25 protein-coding genes are annotated in these 18,407 nt (G+C 44.7%); 9 read left to right on the top strand and 16 right to left on the bottom strand.

Annotated features, from left to right (window positions below; genetic code table 11):
* The first annotated feature begins 1,009 nt into the window (after positions 1-1,009).
* From QUB68_RS24895 to pqqE, 6 genes are read left to right on the top strand one after another with little or no spacing between them, the layout of a single operon-like run.
* A complete protein-coding gene (locus QUB68_RS24895) occupies positions 1,010-1,174 on the top strand; it encodes a hypothetical protein (RefSeq protein ID WP_332997481.1) in 165 nt (54 codons plus the stop codon).
* Positions 1,171-2,412, top strand: a complete 1,242-nt coding sequence (locus QUB68_RS24900) for a PQQ-dependent sugar dehydrogenase (protein WP_332997483.1) — start codon at positions 1,171-1,173, stop codon at positions 2,410-2,412. The genes QUB68_RS24895 and QUB68_RS24900 overlap by 4 nt, the downstream gene beginning before the upstream one ends.
* Positions 2,413-2,421: 9 nt before the next feature.
* Positions 2,422-3,327, top strand: coding sequence for a pyrroloquinoline quinone biosynthesis protein PqqB (gene pqqB, locus QUB68_RS24905; protein WP_332997484.1), 906 nt, complete (start codon positions 2,422-2,424; stop codon positions 3,325-3,327).
* Positions 3,328-3,335: 8 nt separating this feature from the next.
* Positions 3,336-4,070 (top strand): pyrroloquinoline-quinone synthase PqqC, encoded by a 735-nt coding sequence (gene pqqC / locus QUB68_RS24910; RefSeq protein ID WP_332997485.1) that lies wholly within the window; start codon positions 3,336-3,338, stop codon positions 4,068-4,070.
* Positions 4,067-4,339 (top strand): pyrroloquinoline quinone biosynthesis peptide chaperone PqqD, encoded by a 273-nt coding sequence (gene pqqD / locus QUB68_RS24915; protein ID WP_332997486.1) that lies wholly within the window; start codon positions 4,067-4,069, stop codon positions 4,337-4,339. The genes pqqC and pqqD overlap by 4 nt, the downstream gene beginning before the upstream one ends.
* Entirely contained in the window at positions 4,326-5,423 is a 1,098-nt protein-coding gene (pqqE, locus tag QUB68_RS24920) for a pyrroloquinoline quinone biosynthesis protein PqqE (RefSeq protein WP_332997487.1), read from the top strand. Before pqqD ends, pqqE begins: the two co-directional genes overlap by 14 nt.
* Positions 5,424-5,739: 316 nt before the next feature.
* On the opposite strand, the gene QUB68_RS24925 is transcribed toward pqqE, so the two are convergent.
* The 5 genes from QUB68_RS24925 to QUB68_RS24945 all read right to left on the bottom strand — a co-directional run bounded on the left by QUB68_RS24925 (position 5,740) and on the right by QUB68_RS24945 (position 7,808).
* Positions 5,740-5,952 carry a hypothetical protein gene (locus QUB68_RS24925; protein ID WP_332997489.1) on the bottom strand — a complete coding sequence of 71 codons (213 nt, stop codon included), beginning with the start codon at positions 5,950-5,952 and terminating at the stop codon, positions 5,740-5,742.
* Positions 5,953-5,986: 34 nt separating this feature from the next.
* Positions 5,987-6,229 (bottom strand): hypothetical protein, encoded by a 243-nt coding sequence (locus QUB68_RS24930; RefSeq protein WP_332997490.1) that lies wholly within the window; start codon positions 6,227-6,229, stop codon positions 5,987-5,989.
* Positions 6,226-6,849 (bottom strand): hypothetical protein, encoded by a 624-nt coding sequence (locus QUB68_RS24935; RefSeq protein WP_332997492.1) that lies wholly within the window; start codon positions 6,847-6,849, stop codon positions 6,226-6,228. The genes QUB68_RS24930 and QUB68_RS24935 overlap by 4 nt, the downstream gene beginning before the upstream one ends.
* Positions 6,846-7,412 carry a hypothetical protein gene (locus tag QUB68_RS24940; RefSeq protein WP_332997494.1) on the bottom strand — a complete coding sequence of 189 codons (567 nt, stop codon included), beginning with the start codon at positions 7,410-7,412 and terminating at the stop codon, positions 6,846-6,848. Before QUB68_RS24940 ends, QUB68_RS24935 begins: the two co-directional genes overlap by 4 nt.
* 159 nt (positions 7,413-7,571) lie before the next feature.
* A complete protein-coding gene (locus QUB68_RS24945) occupies positions 7,572-7,808 on the bottom strand; it encodes a hypothetical protein (RefSeq protein WP_332997495.1) in 237 nt (78 codons plus the stop codon).
* 523 nt (positions 7,809-8,331) lie between these two features.
* On the opposite strand from QUB68_RS24945, the gene QUB68_RS24950 reads away from it, so the two are divergent.
* Together QUB68_RS24950 and QUB68_RS24955 are read left to right on the top strand one after the other, a co-directional pair.
* The gene (locus QUB68_RS24950; RefSeq protein ID WP_332997497.1) at positions 8,332-8,979 is read left to right on the top strand and encodes a Uma2 family endonuclease; all 648 of its coding nucleotides are present in this window, start codon (positions 8,332-8,334) and stop codon (positions 8,977-8,979) included.
* Positions 8,980-9,497: 518 nt separating this feature from the next.
* Positions 9,498-9,752, top strand: coding sequence for a hypothetical protein (locus QUB68_RS24955; RefSeq protein WP_332997499.1), 255 nt, complete (start codon positions 9,498-9,500; stop codon positions 9,750-9,752).
* Here QUB68_RS24955 and QUB68_RS24960 read toward each other — a convergent pair.
* Both QUB68_RS24960 and QUB68_RS24965 read right to left on the bottom strand, forming a co-directional pair.
* Positions 9,749-10,255, bottom strand: coding sequence for a thermonuclease family protein (locus tag QUB68_RS24960; protein ID WP_332997501.1), 507 nt, complete (start codon positions 10,253-10,255; stop codon positions 9,749-9,751). The two genes, QUB68_RS24955 and QUB68_RS24960, sit on opposite strands and share 4 nt — an antisense overlap.
* 307 nt (positions 10,256-10,562) lie before the next feature.
* Entirely contained in the window at positions 10,563-11,174 is a 612-nt protein-coding gene (locus tag QUB68_RS24965) for a hypothetical protein (RefSeq protein WP_332997503.1), read from the bottom strand.
* 51 nt (positions 11,175-11,225) lie between these two features.
* Here QUB68_RS24965 and QUB68_RS24970 point away from each other — a divergent pair, with 51 nt between their 5' ends.
* The gene (locus tag QUB68_RS24970) at positions 11,226-12,170 is read left to right on the top strand and encodes a patatin-like phospholipase family protein (RefSeq protein ID WP_332997505.1); all 945 of its coding nucleotides are present in this window, start codon (positions 11,226-11,228) and stop codon (positions 12,168-12,170) included.
* Here QUB68_RS24970 and QUB68_RS24975 read toward each other — a convergent pair.
* The 9 genes from QUB68_RS24975 to QUB68_RS25015 all read right to left on the bottom strand — a co-directional run bounded on the left by QUB68_RS24975 (position 12,167) and on the right by QUB68_RS25015 (position 18,361).
* Entirely contained in the window at positions 12,167-12,955 is a 789-nt protein-coding gene (locus QUB68_RS24975; protein WP_332997507.1) for a hypothetical protein, read from the bottom strand. The two genes, QUB68_RS24970 and QUB68_RS24975, sit on opposite strands and share 4 nt — an antisense overlap.
* Before the next feature lie 163 nt (positions 12,956-13,118).
* Positions 13,119-14,189: a hypothetical protein gene (locus QUB68_RS24980; RefSeq protein WP_332997509.1), complete on the bottom strand. Its 1,071-nt coding sequence runs from the start codon at positions 14,187-14,189 to the stop codon at positions 13,119-13,121.
* Positions 14,190-14,270: 81 nt separating this feature from the next.
* Positions 14,271-15,176 (bottom strand): DUF5131 family protein, encoded by a 906-nt coding sequence (locus QUB68_RS24985; protein ID WP_332997510.1) that lies wholly within the window; start codon positions 15,174-15,176, stop codon positions 14,271-14,273.
* 96 nt (positions 15,177-15,272) lie between these two features.
* Complete coding sequence (locus QUB68_RS24990) at positions 15,273-15,554, bottom strand: hypothetical protein (RefSeq protein ID WP_332997512.1); 282 nt, start codon at positions 15,552-15,554, stop codon at positions 15,273-15,275.
* A gap of 124 nt (positions 15,555-15,678) precedes the next feature.
* Positions 15,679-15,900, bottom strand: coding sequence for a hypothetical protein (locus QUB68_RS24995; protein WP_332997514.1), 222 nt, complete (start codon positions 15,898-15,900; stop codon positions 15,679-15,681).
* Positions 15,901-15,986: 86 nt separating this feature from the next.
* Complete coding sequence (locus QUB68_RS25000; RefSeq protein WP_332997516.1) at positions 15,987-16,832, bottom strand: DUF5895 domain-containing protein; 846 nt, start codon at positions 16,830-16,832, stop codon at positions 15,987-15,989.
* Positions 16,833-16,938: 106 nt separating this feature from the next.
* The gene (locus QUB68_RS25005; RefSeq protein ID WP_332997518.1) at positions 16,939-17,394 is read right to left on the bottom strand and encodes a hypothetical protein; all 456 of its coding nucleotides are present in this window, start codon (positions 17,392-17,394) and stop codon (positions 16,939-16,941) included.
* A 7-nt stretch (positions 17,395-17,401) separates the two neighbouring features.
* Complete coding sequence (locus tag QUB68_RS25010; RefSeq protein ID WP_332997520.1) at positions 17,402-17,857, bottom strand: hypothetical protein; 456 nt, start codon at positions 17,855-17,857, stop codon at positions 17,402-17,404.
* A 75-nt stretch (positions 17,858-17,932) separates the two neighbouring features.
* On the bottom strand, positions 17,933-18,361 hold the full coding sequence (locus QUB68_RS25015; RefSeq protein ID WP_332997522.1) for a hypothetical protein: 429 nt from the start codon (positions 18,359-18,361) through the stop codon (positions 17,933-17,935).
* Between the last annotated feature and the right edge of the window lie 46 nt (positions 18,362-18,407).

Here is an 18,407-nt window from a genome sequence, read left to right on the forward strand (position 1 = left end):
ATATCAAAACAGCACATTCAAAATATAGCTCAATTTGCGACACGGGAGAACCCACGCAACAGCTAACAAAATAATACCATCGAAGTAGAAAAACCCCAGATAGGGGGATGAATCGTCCGCTGCAAAACTAAACGATATTCTAATTATCTCATAAAGATAATATCAATGTCTAGTAATTGAAACAACTAATCCCGCTTCACCGTTACTCTTCGTTAGGCTCTATTTTTTGAGAACTGCTTCTAATACAATGCCGTACAAAGGTTTGCCGATCTTACCTATTACATTCAAAATCACTTCTTTTTAGTTAACTTTTGAGCTGCTATAGCAATCCTAAATCATTACCCTTACCGCGAACATAAATGTGATTTTCCTAAAATCCATTAGTAAGGACACGGCAGTGCCGTGTCCCTACTGGTACTCGTGAAAATCAATTAGGATTGCTATAGAGAGCTCCGTACTTGAGCCAAGGCGGGTTAATCCGCTCAAAGTAAAAGTGAAAGGGGAAGGACTTGAAGCTTCCCATATCTATAAATGACCGAAGAGCGGGGCGCAAGCCCCCGCATTCATGCGTGGGGTCGAGCCTGCTGCGACTTCAGTCGCCTTGGAGCAATGCCACGGCTTTAGCCGCATTGTGCGCTACAAATTGGCACTTTATGTTAAAATAACATTGGCGTAAAATACCCCCTCTAGGCTCAAGACACGTTGAAACAGCAGGGCGTGAGAGCAGGCGTAGAGAAAGCTGCAAGGGCAATGGTGAAAGTCCAACCTGGAAGCAAAAACAAACCAATTCATTTTCATTTACTCAGTCGCGGCAGGACATTCCGAGACTTAAAACGGACGTGGAGGCGATGTCAGACTACTTTTAAACGTAGCAATCTCCGATGAATCGTCAACTCCATTCGGCGACCATTCTCCTATTCATAGGTTGTGGCGTGGTGAGGAATCCCCGTGGCTTTAGCCCTGGGGAGGATGTCAAAAGTCTGGTCTTACGCTTATTGGGAGAATAATCATGGCAACGCAAAATCAATCTCAAGTGTCCCAACCAAAGCCGGTTGATCCTCTAGCAGACTCTCAGCTACCGATTCGGACTACTTCTGACTGGGAAAAACCGACGATCGATCTCTTGGATTTGTGCTTAGAAGTGACTGCTTACATTTATCACTGGGAGCAATGAAGAACTCTATCACCATTACCTGGCTTGAACGACTCATTCAGGGGGTTGGGATCGTCACTGCCGGAATCGCGATCGCCAGTTGTGCTCAAGCGCCAGCGAACACTGTGCCCCCCATTCAAACGAGTCCTTCGGTTGAGGCGACCTCTGCTCAAGCGCCGTCTGCGAGTGGTGAAACCCAGGGATTTAGGAAAACTACGATCGCCAACAATTTGGAACGTCCTTGGAGTATCGCATGGCTCCCCGATGGGGCAATGCTGATTACCGAGAGGCCGGGACGGTTGCGCATTGTCCGCAATGGGGTGTTGGAGCCAACCGCGATCGCAGGCGTACCTGACGTTTTGGCACAGGGTCAGGGGGGCTTGATGGAGGTGGCGATTCATCCTCGATTTGCGGAGAATCGGTTGGTTTATTTGACCTATTCGCACGGTACGATGGCTGCAAATCGGACTCGGGTTGCCCGAGCCACGTTTGATGGCAAAGCTTTACGCGATTTGCGGGTAATCTTTGAGGTGGCTCAAACAAAATCCGGTGGGCAGCATTTTGGATCGCGCATTGTCTGGCTACCCGATGGCACAATGTTGCTGGCGATCGGCGATGGCGGCAATCCGCCCATCCAGTTGGAGGGCGAGCTGATTCGGAAGCAGGCGCAAAATCTGCGCAGTCATCTGGGCAAGATTGTCCGGCTGAATGACGATGGTTCTGTGCCGCGTGATAACCCGTTTGTGGGTAAGGCAAATGCCGATCCGGCAGTCTGGAGTTACGGGCACCGCAATATTCAAGGATTGGTGTTTGATGCGACGGCTCGACGGGTTTGGGTGACGGAACACGGGGCCCGTGGGGGAGATGAATTAAATTTGGTGCAAGCAGGTCAGAATTTTGGCTGGCCCCTCGTTACCCACTCGCAGGAGTACGTGGGTGGAGAGATTTCGCGGGAGCGATCGCGCCCCGGCATGATCGATCCGAAAGTGGTTTGGACTCCCGCCACGGCTCCATCGGGTTTGGCGATTTATCTGGGCGATCGTTTTCCGGCGTGGAAAGGCGATCTATTTGCCGGGGGATTGGTGACTCAGGATGTGCGCCGGATCGATCTCGATGCAGGGGGGAATGTGCTGGGCCAGCAACCGATTTCGATCGGGCAACGGGTGCGGGATGTACGCCAAGGCCCGGACGGATTGTTGTACATTCTGACTGATGAATCAAATGGGCAGTTACTGCGACTAGAACCGACTGGAGGATAGCGATCGCGAATGCTAATCAGAATTTTGGGCGCGGCAGCCGGAGGCGGATTTCCCCAATGGAATTGTCTGTGTAGGGGGTGCGAAACGAGTCGATCGGGCAAGGCGACAAGCTTAACTCAGTCTTCGATCGCGATTCAGTCACAAAATGGTGATTGGTTTTTGATCAATGCGTCGCCGGATGTGCGGCTGCAAATTGAGCAAATGCGCGCACAACAATGTTTTGTGGAAACAAGTCGGCGATCTCTGCCCTTTGCCAGCATTGTGCTAACCGATGCTGAAATCGACCACACGACTGGGTTGATGCTACTGCGAGAATCATCACAACCGTTAAAAATCTATGCGTCTACCAGCGTTAAACGTGCCTTGACCACGGGATACCCATTATTTTCTACCTTGCAAAATTATTGTGGCGTGGAGTGGTTACCTTTAGATTTGGGCCAGTCGATCGCGATCGCACCCGATTTAGAGATGGAAGCCTTTCCACTCTCGACCAAACCCCCTAAGTATATGCAGGGTGAACCGGGATCGCAGGAGATTTGGGGGGTTGGATTGACGATCCGCGATCGCTACACTCATGGCAGCTTGACCTATGCGCCGGGATTAGCCACGATCGACGAGGCCATGCAACGTCGATTCGACGCCAGTGATTTGATTTTGATTGATGGCACCTTTTGGACAAACGATGAATTGCCAGCATTGGGGATTGGATCGCGATCGGCACTTCAGATGGGACATTTACCCTTGTCGGGAAAAGAGGGAAGCCTAGCACAACTTGCACAATTGAAAACGCCGCACAAAACTTTAGTTCACATTAACAATACCAATCCAATTCTGATTCCCAACTCTTTGGAGCGTCAGATAGTTGAAAGTCAAGGAATTGAAATTGGCTTTGATGGATTGATGTTTACGTTGTAAAGAATACCATGATATTTACATCAGAACAAAAAACGCTAGCATCAAAACCTTGGACACCGGAAGAATTTGAGCAAATGCTGCGTCAGCAACATCGTCGTTATCATCATCTTCATCCTTTCCATCAACGGATGAATGCAGGTGAATTGACTCGATCGGAAGTGCAACGTTGGGTGCTCAATCGCTTTTATTATCAACGCAATATCCCGCTGAAGGATGCGGCAATTTTATCGAATTGCCCAGATCACCAAGTACGCCGGGAATGGATTAAACGGATTATCGACCATGATGGTCAGCAGGCTGGCACCGGCGGCATTGAGTCGTGGTTGCGCTTGGGCGAGGCCGTTGGTCTATCGTCTGAGCAATTGTTGAACGATCGACAGGTATTGCCAGGGGTGCGCTATGCCGTGGATGCTTACGTTAATTTTTGCAAGACTAAACCTTGGATTGAAGCGATCGCCTCTTCATTAACAGAGTTGTTTGGCCCCGATGCCATTCGCGATCGCTTAATGGCATTGGAGCAGTATTACCCCTGGATTGATCCGAGTGGATTTGAGTATTTTCGTGTGCGTTTACACCAAGCTCCCCAAGATGCTCGTTACGCCTTAAATTTGGTTTTACAACATTGCCACACCGTTGAGGCTCAACAGAAAGCCGTTCAAGCATTAATCTTTAAGTGTGATTTGTTGTGGAGTCAGTTGGAAGCGATCGATCGGGGTGATACTCGTCCAGGAACGGAATCATGAATGGTCAAAGTTGTCCCCGATTAGCCTGTGGAGTGCGGTTGTTTTGGGATGAGGTTCGACAACAGCATTTTTTGTTGTTTCCCGAAGGCGCGATCAAGCTAAATCGGACGGCTCAGTTAATTTTGGAGCTTTGCGATCGACATCATACGATCGATCAAATTATTGCCGAATTAGCGATCCAATTTCCTGACGCCAACCTTAAATCTGATGTTTACCAACTGATTGCTCAAATCACCCAACGAGGATTTCTGAACGATGCTACAGCGTGATGAAATTGCTAGACCCTTTAGCCTAGTGGCAGAATTAACTTACCGTTGCCCGTTACGGTGTCCCTATTGTTCTAATCCCCTCAATTGGCAGGGGGAGGCATATCGTCAAGAACTTGCGACAGCAGATTGGCTCCGAGTGATCCGGGAAGCTCGACAGTTGGGCGTTTTGCAATTAGGTTTAACAGGTGGAGAACCGCTGCTACGCAATGATTTAGAAATATTGGTCGAAACCGCAGCAGAATTGGGACTTTACACAACCTTAGTCACGGCTGGAACGCTGCTAACAACGCAACGAGCAACTAAATTACGAGCATTGGGATTGGAGCATATTCAAATTAGTATTCAAGATAGTCGGGCGATGGAGTCGGATCGGATTGCCGGAATGCGATCGTTTGAGCAAAAAATTGCGGCAGCCGGGCGGGTAAAGGAATTAGGCTTGCCATTGACGTTAAACTTTGTGTTGCATCGGCATAATCTCGATCGCATTGCGGAGATGATAGCACTGGCAGAAACGTTGCAAGCCGATCGAGTGGAGTTGGCGAACACTCAATATTATGGTTGGGCACTGCATAATCAGAATGCTTTGTTACCGACTCGCGAACAATTGGCTAATGCTGAGCAAGTGGTGCAGGCGGCGCAAAAACGAGGCAAAATTCCGATGGGCATTCTCTATGTGATACCAGATTACTATGCTGACTATCCCAAGCCTTGTATGGGCGGTTGGGGCAGTCGAACGTTGATTGTGACACCCAACGGCGACGGTTTACCGTGTCAAGCCGCTATGGCAATTCCGAATCTGGAGTTTGGCAATGTTCGCGATCGCACTTTAGATTGGATCTGGTTTGAGTCGGCGGGGATGAATCGGTTCCGTGGCACAAGTTGGATGCCGGAACCGTGTCAAAGTTGCGATCGTCAAATGGTGGATTGGGGGGGGTGCCGCTGTCAGGCATTTTTATTGACCCAAGATGAAAGCGCCACCGATCCGGTTTGTCATCTTTCGCCACACCATACTCAAATCCAATCCATTTTGGCTCGGCTACCTAGACAAGCAGAACAGTTTGTGTACCGCGATTGCGATCAATAGAAAATTTAGACCACCTATAGCAATCCTAATTGATTTTCACGAGTACCAGTAGGGACACGGCACTGCCGTGTCCTTACTAATGGATTTTAGGAAAATCACATTTATGTTCGCGGTAAGGGTAATGATTTAGGATTGCTATATATCCTCAGTTAGTTGAAAAAAGTCCATAAGTTAAAAGTATTAAAACACTGTGCGTTTGGGTTTAGAAGTTTTCATAACTTTCAGGTTCGCGCCCTAAGAAAGATGAAGAGGCGTGTCTATTGACCGCCTCATAACATCTTTTAAAAATCACCTCGGCTTTAATCAGGGGAGTGCATCAATCTAGGTGTTGGTCAATTAAGGCAATGAGTTGAGCGATCGCTTTCTGTTCTTCTAAGAGCAATTCCTTAAGCTGGCGCATCTGTTCGGTGTTCGGCGGACGGTGTACCAAATCATCAACGAAGTCTAGCAAAGGGGATTTTCTAAAAGGTCTACTCAAAGCAGCTTCATCTCGCAAGCGCTTGGTTCGCTCCAGCTTTGACCGTTGCAATCGGTTTTTCTCCTGACGGCGTGCGATAAGTCCGTCAAGTCTTTGACATCCGCTCCCAGTCTTCTTCATCTCCATACATCTCTTTTATTTCTTGTTTCAACTCGGTTATCTGCTCGGTAAGATTTGCCACCTGATCTTCAATGGCATCTGTTTTATCTTCCTGGATTTCCAGAGAAATCTCCACAGATTCAACATATTGCGTTAACTTTTGTATTGGATCGGGTTGGGGTGTGTCACCGTTAGGCGTATCACCGTTAAGCCCATTGCCGTTGGTCATCTGTCGTCCCTCCCATCACCGGCATTGGGTAGTGTCTCACTACTTTGGGCTAACAGAGAACCGGAGAGCGAGTGAATCATTTGCAGCGCTTCAGTCTCAGTTATCCAAACATTTAAATGCTCAGATGTTGGGAACAAATCTAAGACTTCGCACTCTCCCAGAGCCTCAAACACAGTGCAGGAGTAGCGCTGCGAGTAGGCGATAACTTCAATGAGCGCTTTCTTCTGGGTGTCGGTGCTGGTGGTCAGGAGTTGTTGCCAGCAGGGATGAAGTTGGCGGCATGAGAATTGGTCAGCGATCGCTCTCACCAAATTCAAGGCTTCAGCAGAGCTTGGCAAAAAGTCGAAAGTCAGAGGCCATTTATCCCCGAATAATTCGATCGTCCCGCATTCTTTGATAGCGCGGGTGAGGGTATCCCTTTGACGGAATGAATAAACTGCCGCTTCCATCAGAGCCGTAAGCTCTTGGTGTGGCATCGCATTAAGTGATGTCAACAACTGGCGATACAAAGCGGAAGTTGTTGGTGTACCCGGTTCTGATGCGGATGCGGGTGCAGGTGCGGGTGAGGTCGAGAAAGTTGCAGCCGCTTCAATGGGTATGGGTATCTGTGGTTGTGTCATCGATCGCCCCTCCTATCAAGAGTTGTGGGTGCTTCGGATTCGTTGGGTAGAGCGGCGATAATGCGATGGCAAATGGCAGCAACCAGCCGGTTGCGATCGGCAGAACTCAGCGCTCGCACCGTTACAAACCAAGAATTTAGGTGAGATAAATCGTTGTTGACAGTGCCGGAATAAGCTTGAAACGGGTCGGTTTCTAAACTAATGAATGTCCGCAAAGCGTAAAGTTCATCCCAATTCATCCCATCCAATCGGTTGATTAGCGTTTCGATGGAATATTTGAAAGCCCCGCGCCCGCTACCGATGGCTGGCTGCGTGAGATGCCACCAAGACATCATGTTCGCTGTTTCGATCGGACACATGATGCGAGTCTTGGGAACGCATACGTAAACGGGATGCCCGTATTCCAGAATTAGTTGCTCTTGTGCGTCCAAGAGTTTCCCGGTCACGGTTTCTGGGCGAACATCTGTTACTTCGATGCGTCCCTTGGTTGTGGTGACGCGGGGATTCGGCATTTCTGAAAAGTTTTGTTGGGCTGCTTGTGGCGGCCCGCTCAGTGCGAACATAAAATTGCTCCTTGTAGCTGGTGTTTTCAGCAAGCGGGAGAAGTCCTGGCAGTAGTGTTTGCAGCACCTCGCCAGGGCCTCATTCCCACCCTAAAACCTGCGATGGAGTCAGTCAAGAAGTTTACCGTCTAAAGTAAGGTATTAATTTCAGGTGAGTTATCAACGGGATTGTTTGAGGCGATCGGCAATGATACTGGAAAGTTCGGGATTGTTGCCTGCTGCGTCGAGGATGGAACGGAGAGAATTGGCATAGGCGAGCGTGCGTTCGTACTGTTCGGGCATTTTCTCGAAATCAATGCCACTTCCCCACTTGCTAGAAATGGTCTCTGTTTGCACGGCTAGGATGCGACTCAACAAGCGAACGCATTCCGCTCTATAGCCCCTCGTAACTTCCATCTCCGGATCGGCATTAAACCAAAGCCTACAAAACTCGCGCGCTTTCACAGGTTTTACAAATTTATCGATAGAACGTCTTTTTAGTACCAACATAAGTTTCCCTAGCTCACCATATAATATATGGTAAACTAGGGAGATGATGTCAGCAATATTTACCTGATGATATCATGTTAAGAACCCGCGCTGCACCCTAAAAGAGAGAACCGGAGCGCGTCAGAAAGTATTGGCTCTGGCAAGCTTACAGACGAAACAAGCAAGCTCTGGCTCTTGTAGACGCTTTGATGGCTGAAACCTTGGAGCGGCGGTTTGATGAAGCTTTTGGCATCACCCGTACCGAACTTGAGCAAAACCAACTGCTCAGCCAACGGGTTGGCTGAGCTTGAACGCGATATTAGCGAGGCGTTTTGGGTGGAGGATGAGAGATGGAACGCGACAACTACGAACGGCATCGACCCGTGGGGACTTCCAGGGGCTTCGTTAAGTTGCTCAAGCCGGGACAAGGCAACCAAACACAGGAGAAATCATGCAAACCCAAACCGAAACCAGAACCAAACCAGTCACGTTTGACGAGTTCGCAGCCTGGTATCCAGAGAACTCGGTCAAACGCTACGAACTACACAACGGAGTAATTGTCGAAATGCCTTTAGGAACTGGTCGCCATTCCCGTGTTACAGCTTTTACACGGGACGAAATCAGCGCAGAAATCAGGCGACTGAAATTGCCTTGCTTTATCCCCGGTGACTGCCTGCTTAAACCCACTCGTGATGAAGCTGGTTATCAGCCCGATGTTATTGTCTTAGACGAAGCGGCTCTACGCCAGTGCGAACCGCGCTGGGATAGGGAATCCATCATCACGATGGGTTCTTCGGTGCGATTGGCTGTAGAGGTCGTTAGCACCAATTGGCGAGATGATTATCATTTCAAATTTGCTGATTATGAGGAGATGGGCATCCCCGAATACTGGATTGTGGACTATCTCGGTTTGGGCGGTCGCAAGTTTATCGGCAATCCCAAACAACCCACCCTCTTGATTTGTCAACTGGTAGAGTCCGAGTATCAGATCAAGCAGTTTCGGGGCGATGACACTGTTGAGTCGTTGGCGTTTCCCGAACTGAGGTTGAGTGCCGAGCAGATTTTTCGAGCCGGCTTGCCTGCAAATGAGTTGGCTTGAAAAGTTCAGGTTGCAAACACGATGCGGCTTTCCGCATCGGCACTCTTTATCTGAAGAGGAACCTTGAAAAACCGCTCCAAGTGTTTCAAAATATGTCCAACTTTCATGGAGAAAATAAACGATGGCACTGGCAAAAAAGGAAGGCCCGTTCGCCTCAATTTAAAGCCAACAGATTTGCATCGAATGCTTTGGGCGTTACGGTTTGCTGCTTATACCGAAAATTGGCAGAAACCTAAACACACGCGATGACCGTTACATAAAACTCAAAATTAACGATAGCTACGTCATTAAATCGTTTAAAACGTTCGCCTCGATTTAAACGCCTCGTTTTAAAACGATTAAATCGAGACGTAGGCGTAAGCCGGCGCGTAGCGATCGTCAAATCTTTACTAATTTAAACTAAAGTTCCGTATTTTTACTGATAAATTATTAGCTAAAATCGATGTATCGAGTTAAAATTAAATAGTATGAGACAAAGACTCCCCGACCTTCCCGATGCTTTTGTGGAGAGAGTCAAGATGTTAGAACTGAAATTAGACTCTTTAGAAAAAGAGATTGTAAACATAAAATGCGCTCACACAAACCACAGAAAAGAAACCAAAAGAATTCGAGAAATAACTCAGCTTTTTAGATGGATTCCGGGAGGCGCTAAAGCCTTTTTGGGGGTTATGCTGGCTATAATTTTCTTTTCTTCTTTGACAGCAGAAATTCTGATAAAAACAACGAATTTTCATATGGAAATTCGCCGTTATTTAATAGAAATTTTGAATTAACGATTAGCTTTCCAGATGTAGGGCAACACGAAATTATCGTCTGCCCAAAACCCTTTTTTTAGGGCTTTAGCTTGTGATTGAGCAACACGAATTGTTTGGTAAATAATTCCTGAATTGATGGGAGGAACGTGAACTGCTAAACCCGCAGCAGCAAGCATAACTTGGATATTATTTCCGACGGTGATTTGGTCGATCGAGTCGCACAGATGCCAGTCGGCAATGGTTCTGCCAAAACTATCTAGGGCGTTGGCGGAGCCCCCGTAGGGGATCGGCACAAGGCATATTGTTTTTCGAGCAATCATCGACAGCAAAAATCCCTTAGCTTCTGCCCCCCATTCCCACTGGTTCAAGTCTTCTGGTTTTTGGCTCATATCAGCTTTGTAACGTATTTCCGGCGTATCAATCCAAGCAGCGCGGGTTCTAGTTATCTTTTTATTTCTGCTAAACTGAAAAGTGTCAGCATCTAATAAAAACTTTCTGGGTACTGCAATTGGTTGAGTCATAAACTTTAGTAAGAAGGAATATTTCATGGCAGGAATCGCATTGCACATTGTATCAACTAAGTTGAGAAGCAACTCCATCATCCGTTAAGTATAGCAGAGCTGACGAGAAATCGACATAACAAAACATCCGCTGTTGATACATTCCGATAATGTACGGATGTTTGTTAGTTGAATTATCAACATTGACATTTTAGCATATTTACTTTATTCTTTTAAAGAAATCGCTAATAGTTTAAGCTGTTTTCACCCATAATTCTCAGTGTCTGCAAGGAAACTGTTTTTTCTGGTCTATGATTACTTACCAATTTTAAAGTTTATTTCCTGCGATGATTGTCGTTGAGAATGTGAAATTAGGATTAGATTGATAGCGTCGATCGCCCTTAATCATCTTCATAAATTGGCTATGACCTGCGCGAGTTCGACCAACCAAACAACCAGCGCTGGCTGTGTGGATATCGTTTTTGGGATGATCGAAACCATGATGTTGATTTATGCCAAAGAGTCCTTCATCAATGCGATCGCCAGTCCGTACCATATCTCTGTTGTAATCTCGGCATACAGAAACTGGGGAAACTTGAACTAATGCCTCGTGCGGTTCACTCATGCCGTGAATCCCGACTCGCCACGATCGATATTGCCCAAAAGCAATCCGCGCTGCACCATTGGGATTCATTGGATTATCGGTAAAATGAAATCCTGGTTCGGTAGTAGCTTGCCATCTGCCGGCAATTATCGGCATTCCATCCTCAAATTCAATTACCATCCGCAAATCGTTAAAGTGATTTGGTTCATCACCATTTAACGTTCCATCGGTGTTCATCCCCTCAATGTAGATGATATTTAGTTCATCTTTACCCCGAAATACTTGATATTTCTGGGCTTCCATGTACTCGATAATCTTTTCTGCTAAATTTAGCACAACATATACCTCGCAATGTTATACAATAATTATACAAACATTTATGCAAATATGAAGATATTATCGATCGACGGTGGGGGAATCCGAGGAATAATCCCAGCAATGATGTTAGCGGAGATTGAGGGACGGACAGGCAAACGGATATGGGAGATGTTCGATTTGATTGCGGGCACATCTACCGGAGGGCTGTTGGCGCTGGGATTAGTCGCACCTGATTTTGATAAAAACCCACGGTATTCGATCGAACAAATAATCGAAGTTTACCGCTGTCGGGGCAGAGAAATCTTTTATGAACCACCGATCGAAAGTCAGCTAAAAGTTGATGATTTGTTACGTCCTAAATATTCTTCGATCGGTCGTAAACAAGTAATTCGAGATATGTTGGGTCGGGAACCACTTAATAAAGCACTGACAAATATTTTGATTCCCGCCTACGATATTGCTCAACGAGTCCCGGTATTCTTCAGCAACTCCAACAAACGCGGTAAAAGTTTTGAGAAAGTTTGTAGCGGTTTCACGATGGCAGAAGCAGCGATGGCGACTACTGCTGCACCAACACTTTTTGAACCATATCGCGTTGGCAACCGAGTCTTTGTTGATGGCGGAGTTTTTGCTAACAATCCATCTGCGATCGCTTCTTCAGAAGCAACCACACTTAGCAATCGAGAAGACATTTTGCTGGTTTCATTGGGAACTGGACATTTAACTCGCAAATATTCCTACGAACAATCTCGCAATTGGGGATTAGTCAATTGGCTTGACCCGTTAATCAATATCATGTTGGATGGCACGAGTGAATCTGTAGCAATCCAAATCGAATATAGTTTGCAGAAATCGCAGCATTACCGATTTCAGGTAGCGCTGAATCATGCTAATGATGCTCTCGATGATTGCAGTGTTACCAATATTCAGAATCTCAAAGTTTTGGCACAGGAATCGATCGCACACAATACCAGGAAAATTGATGAATTGTGCGTTCGTCTCATTAACCATTAACCATTTACTAAAATTGGTTCAATCCACAGCCTCTTTGATTCTTTCCAGCGCCGACCTTCACCCGATTCTAAAACTCGCCAGTGTCCGCGTCTCCAATGGGATTGTGGCGATGCGTGATTGCCATTACTTTCCGTAATTGATGTGGGTGCCTGATAGTTTTTGCCAAGCCAACGGGGATATTGTGTATTTCTGACGCTCCCACTCCCACTGGCGCTCGACTTGCCAAATCCTTGTTTCGAGGTTGTCTCGCCTACTACGACATCCGATAGCAATGCTGGCGAATATTCCAATGCCAGCAATAAATTGACCACCAGGTTTCTGATGCCCTGAATGAAAACTTGATCTTCAACAGTTAAGGTCGATTTCCCTAAACTGCTATTTTCCTGATAAATCAAGTTACTGTCCGAATCAATCGCAGTTCCACTCATCCACACCGTTTCTTTGCTATCAATGGTTGCCCATTGAAAATTCAAATTATGTTGATTAAAACTGGGAATTTCGATATCCCGCCAACGTCCGCGAGTCCATTCGGGTTTGTCCGCACTCCCACACGCAATCAATAAATAGTCGAATTCGGCACCATCTGGTGTAAAAACGGTGTGCCGTGGCAGTGCTACCAACAGATACGGGAGCGACGGTTGCCAGCCAGCAAAGATTCCTGGTTTGTGGAGAGAATCTGTGCACTCGAACGCTTCCAGTAATTCTGGTGTCAAACAATACAGCGGAGCATTGTGACAGAACCATAGAGCAAATCGGTGGCTGTGGACAAAGGTTGAAATATCCACGGTCGCGTAATTGATGCTAGATGTCCCTAGAGCAAGTGCGCTGATGATGCTTAGGGTTTCCCAAGTGATGTAATTTTTGGGCATTTTGTAAGAGCGATCAGCTTTTATTTTTTGAATCAATTCTTTTTTGCAATTGGCGATTATAGTAAAAGTTTTGTTGCGATTACACCGTTTGGGGAGATTGATATGATTGTTTAGCATTTTGTTTTTGTGTAATTTTTGTGTTTGCTTTAAAGCAATTACGCACAATCGACAATGATGAATTGTGCGTAATTGATTTGTTAACTATTGACGAAAACTGGTTCAATCCAAATCCGTTTTGATTGTTTCCAACGTTCTCCAGCCTCAAGAACACGCCAATGTCCCCGTCGCCAGTGCGATTAAATCGAAGCGAACGAACTGAACCTCTAATCGCATCAGAAGATTCAGACTTTGTTCGATAATTTTTACCAACCCAACGAGGAAACCTGACTAATTGAGTTTTTGGATTGGTAGCAAAACCTCTTGACTTGGTTGTTTCAGATTCGGTAACTGTGGCAAAAAGTTCTGGTGTGTGTTCGATCGCTAACATGACATTCAAAACTAGATTACGGATTGTCTCAAGAAATTCGCGGTCAATACAAGAAAGTTTTGCTGAACCAAAGTTAGCATCTTTTTCGTAAATTAAATTGCCTTTGTCGTCGATCGCTGTAACAGAAGTCCACACAGTTTCGTTGCTATCCACAGTGCTAATGTGAAAAAGCAACTTTGATTCTTCGGGTATTTCCTCGATTTCTCCATGTTTCCATTGTCCTTGATGCCATTCTGGATGCTCTGGACTTGTGTTTGAAACTAATAAATAATCAATTTTGCCACCTTCCGGTGTGACAAAGTGTTCGGGAAGCGCCAAGAGAAAACTGGGTAACGATGGTTTCCAGTTCATCATTACCTGTGGTTTGTGCAGTACATCAGTTTGATCGAATGCTTCAACTATTTCTGGGGTTAAGCAATAAACTGGTGCATCTTGAACAAACCATAGTGCTAGTTTGGCATTGTGGATGTATGTACTTTTGTCCCCTCCATCGTTATATTTTGATAAAGACACTGACACTAATGCGCTAATTGTCTCCCAGCTAATATATTTTCTGGGCATTTTGTAACTGCGATCGGCTCGAATCTTGACTAGCAAACTTTTGTTGAGTTTCTCGAATAGTTCTAGTGTGCGCTTTCGAGAAATTTTGTTCGGTTGTTGCATATTCTTATCAAGTAAAAGCAAAAGCAGAATAACGCTACTAACAGCGAAGCATTGCTCTTGCTTTTGCTTTTGATTCTATATTTAAGGAAACTGGCGAATTTGCAAATCTTCAGGGAATTCGCTGATTTCACCCCCTTTACGATCCTTGGGTTTGATGACGTAATTGTTATCGACTGGATTTGAACCAAGTTGTTTGACAAATACAGCGAGGTTCGCTGTTGCACATTGTTGGACGATCGATTGAATCCAATCAAGATGACATGGACGAGCGCCACTACCTGATTCTCCTCCGATAATCACCCAGTTCAAATTCTGTGAATACTCTGCTTTTAAAATCACTTTTTGTAACAACGGCTCACAACTTAAAAACCTCACAGCAGCCGGAGTTTTAATTAACCACGGGATTCGATCGTCCGCAGCTTTTTGATTCTCGACAGAAGTGCCAAGCCAAACATTGGCTAATGGCCATTCAAAATCAAAAGTTTCGTAGGGTTCATAAGTTTCCGGTTTCAGATTAAGTTGGCGACCTAAATCAACAACTGCTATTCTGATGCGTTGCCTTGCTCCTGATTTGAAATACTTAGCCATCCGTTCAGCCCGTTTTGTTAATATCTGAAATGTGTGTTGATTTGCGATCGCCATGTAAGCAAATGCTAAATCAATCCATTCCTCTTTTACCCATTCCCCGAATAAATCTGTCATTGAACACAGAAATACTTTCTTTTTCGATGGCTTACGCCCCGCTTTGCTACGCATTCCTATTAACTTTTTCATCACCTCTTCATCGAAAATTAAGTTTTCAGGTACTTCACCTGTAAATCGTAATTTACTTGCAAATTTGAAATAATTACTTTGGTTTTGAGTCTCCGAATAACAATTGGTACATCCAGGTGACACTTTTTGACACCAATGTCCACCATGAGAACCATCAGGTCGTACTAAATGAATTGGATTACAGGTGATGTCTGTCCAAGAAATTGTACTCATTTGTTTTCCCTTAATTGTTGGTTTGTTGAAATGAGATTTTGCTATTTAATGACCATTTTGTTAATCATAACAAAATGGTCATTGAACTGAAGAAACTTACAGAATTTCAGAATCTGGGAATCTTCCGTTTGCTAGAAAGAACATGATCGTTTGTTCGATCGTTCGCGTAACTGCTTCATCAACAGAAATTCCTGATAGCAAATAGACCACAGCATTTTCTATTGATGCTAAATCTCGTTCGCTAGTACCATATTTGTCATCTTCTTCTGTAAGTCCAGCATTGCAAATAGTGGAATATTCTGCCCATTCTGGAGATTCTTTGATTTGATGAATCATGGTAGAGATTACTTCAAATTTAGCGATGAGTGAAGGATTCATTTGGTTTTCTGAAAATAACAAACAACTCTGTAAGCGAAGCATTACTTTAGAAGTCTGAGATTTTTCTCAGACTTCAGGAACTTTTGTGCTTTGAGTGTTTTGAATCAAATTAACCTTATTCGATTTATCCTTTTAAGATATTTCTCCACTGAGGTTTGTATTTGAGACATTCTTGAATGTAGTGTTTCGCAAGACTTTCTTTGCTAATTGAGTGTTCATTTTTCCAATTTTCTTTTGCTTTCGCAGGTGGGTTAATACCTAAAAATTCTGTTGCAGCTACAGCTAAGATTTCTTCGCTTGATAATGGAGTTTCGATCGAACCTTCAGCGATTTCTGCTGCTGCCATTTGATGTTTGCTGTACATAATTCTGTTTTGCGTTGTGTTTAATTGAGTGAAAGCTAAGATAAATCTTAGCTTTCACAATTTACTAATTAATCAGCACTACGCAACAAAGCTTGGCTAGAGCCAGATAAAGCTTTGGCTTCTAATGAACCGATGTTCATGTCGTAAGACTCCCAAATGGCGTCTTTTTGGGCTTTCATACCCAGAAACATTGAGCCAAAGTTGTCGATCGAAGGCATAACCCAACTTTCTACTTTCATGCAATAAGAACGGTTGGAACCTTCGCCTTCTTTGACAGCCTTGAATGTCGCACAGAAGACGCAAAGACTGCGCCATTTATCATTTTTGCCACTAGCTTTCCCCTGGGTCAACTTGGCAAACACCAGTTCGATCGCAGTGTAGAACTCTTCCAACGATTCACGCAAACACCACAAAGCAACATTCTTGAACCGAATCCGAATCGGGCGTGTGTGCAGCAAATTGTTGGATTCATCCACAAACATTACCAGATGTTCACTGACAACTTCCATTGTCTTTTTATCAAGTAAGGTGCGATCGAACTCATAGGAACCCACTACAGTTCCTGCTAAATCGCCATTTTGTTCGGCATTTTTGTACCGGATGTACGGTGCAACATTACCGAGAATTGCCATACGGATAGTAGAAAAGAACAACCCCTTTTCCTTGGCTCCTGATGCCAAATCAATCTCCGTCAATCCTTCGAGATTAGTCCAGCCAGCCTTGATAGCATTTTTCTCAGGGATAAAGATGCCACAGGGATTGTCGTTGATGACGATTCCATAGGGAAGCCGTGGGATGCGAACTGCATTGAATTCTTCACCCATTAAGCTAGGATCAAATTGAAATTCAGATGCAATTGATTCAGTGGAAGTAGTAGATTCAACAGCATCAGAGGAAACAGATTTCTTAGTCATGATATTGAGAAAGTGAGTAAGTGAATAATTGAGACAAAGCTCAACACTTAAAAGCGAAGCATTACAGAAAAGAAATTGACTGGGATAGAAGGCTATCCCATGAGTATTACTTGATTAAGTTCAATGGTTCAATCAAGGGGAACTTGCTTTGTTTGATTAGCTGACGCATTCGATCGCCCAATCCTGGTTTCCCGCGAATACCAGAGAATGTGTAATCAAACCATTGGTGTTGAGAGTCAATAACCTCAAAACTTATGGTTGTGATGACTTCTTGAAGTTCGATCGCCTCGTCTTCAAGTTTTTTTCGATACTCAATCCATCGCTCTAAAGCATTGGTTGTGCCATCGCTTAAGACGGCGTGACACCAATTACCGTACTCTGCGAGAAAAGTTAGCTGTATCCAATTCTGTGCAGGCATATTCTCGAAAGGTTTGCCCCAGATTGGTTCTGAAGCCCACAAAACAATTATTTGTAAATTGTTTCCAACTGAAGTTAGTTCACCATTTTCATCAAGGAATATTTCACCGAGTTTTCTGTTGAACCGATATTTTACTGTTTTCATTTTATACCTATTCTTTGGGTAAGTAAACTGACAATGATGGCGACAAATAAGTGATTTCTTCAATCACTTTACTATGCAATCCCCGCAACTTTGATAAGTACGGAGATTGGATAATCTGCGCTGATTCTTCTTCAAGTTCTGCCAGAGCTAATTGAAGTTGTTCGATCGCATCGGCAATTTCTTTAATTCGCTTTGCATTCTTCTGTTTAAGATTCAGAGTTTCATCCAAAATATCCTCATCTAACCTGAGTAATTTCGGGTAGTCGTGATCGTACTTTTTCCGAAATACTAAGACAATTTTGGTTTTGCCATTATGGTAAACCATATTTTTGCCGTTGGTAGCCAAGTTATTGCCCACAATGTCGATCGCTTCGACAATCGCATCAGGCATAAACGATTCAATGCCCGCCTCAAGTTGAGCAATCTGTGCTTTCAATTCTGCCAATTGTTTCAGGTAATTCATGATACAATAAACTAATTGAACTGAATCTTTTCTAGGAGTCAGCGGGGAAAATGAACCTTTCCCGCTGGCTTTTTGTTATTGAATTATGTGGCTAACCTTTGCCACAGAGTAAGTTACTGAGGCAGTAACTGAGTGAATCTCAATCGCTGATTGAACCTGAGTAACTACAGGATTACGTGGAATGATTGGCAACATCACCTCATTATCAGAATTATCATCAGATAATGCTTGATAGCAGTCGGAGTCACACGGTTCTGGAAGCATTTTGTCAAAGTATTTTGTGCAGTGAATGCGGATGAAATCTTCTGGAGATTCATTAATCTGGTCAATCAATTCACTGAACCATTCAGCTAAAGCGACACGGATGTCGGCTGGATCATTGAAGTTAACATCGTGAAATCCGATCGCCTGCAACCGCTCAACAATTACTGGAACATCAAGCACAGTTTCAGCAAGCTTTGTCTTGTATTCTTGAAACTTTTTGGGATTAGTTGTGCAAGTCATGATAAATTGAGTAAATGAACAGCAGAACTGGAAGGAAACGGTGATG

It is taken from the genome of Microcoleus sp. A006_D1, assembly GCF_036702805.1.
Lineage (GTDB): Bacteria > Cyanobacteriota > Cyanobacteriia > Cyanobacteriales > Microcoleaceae > Microcoleus.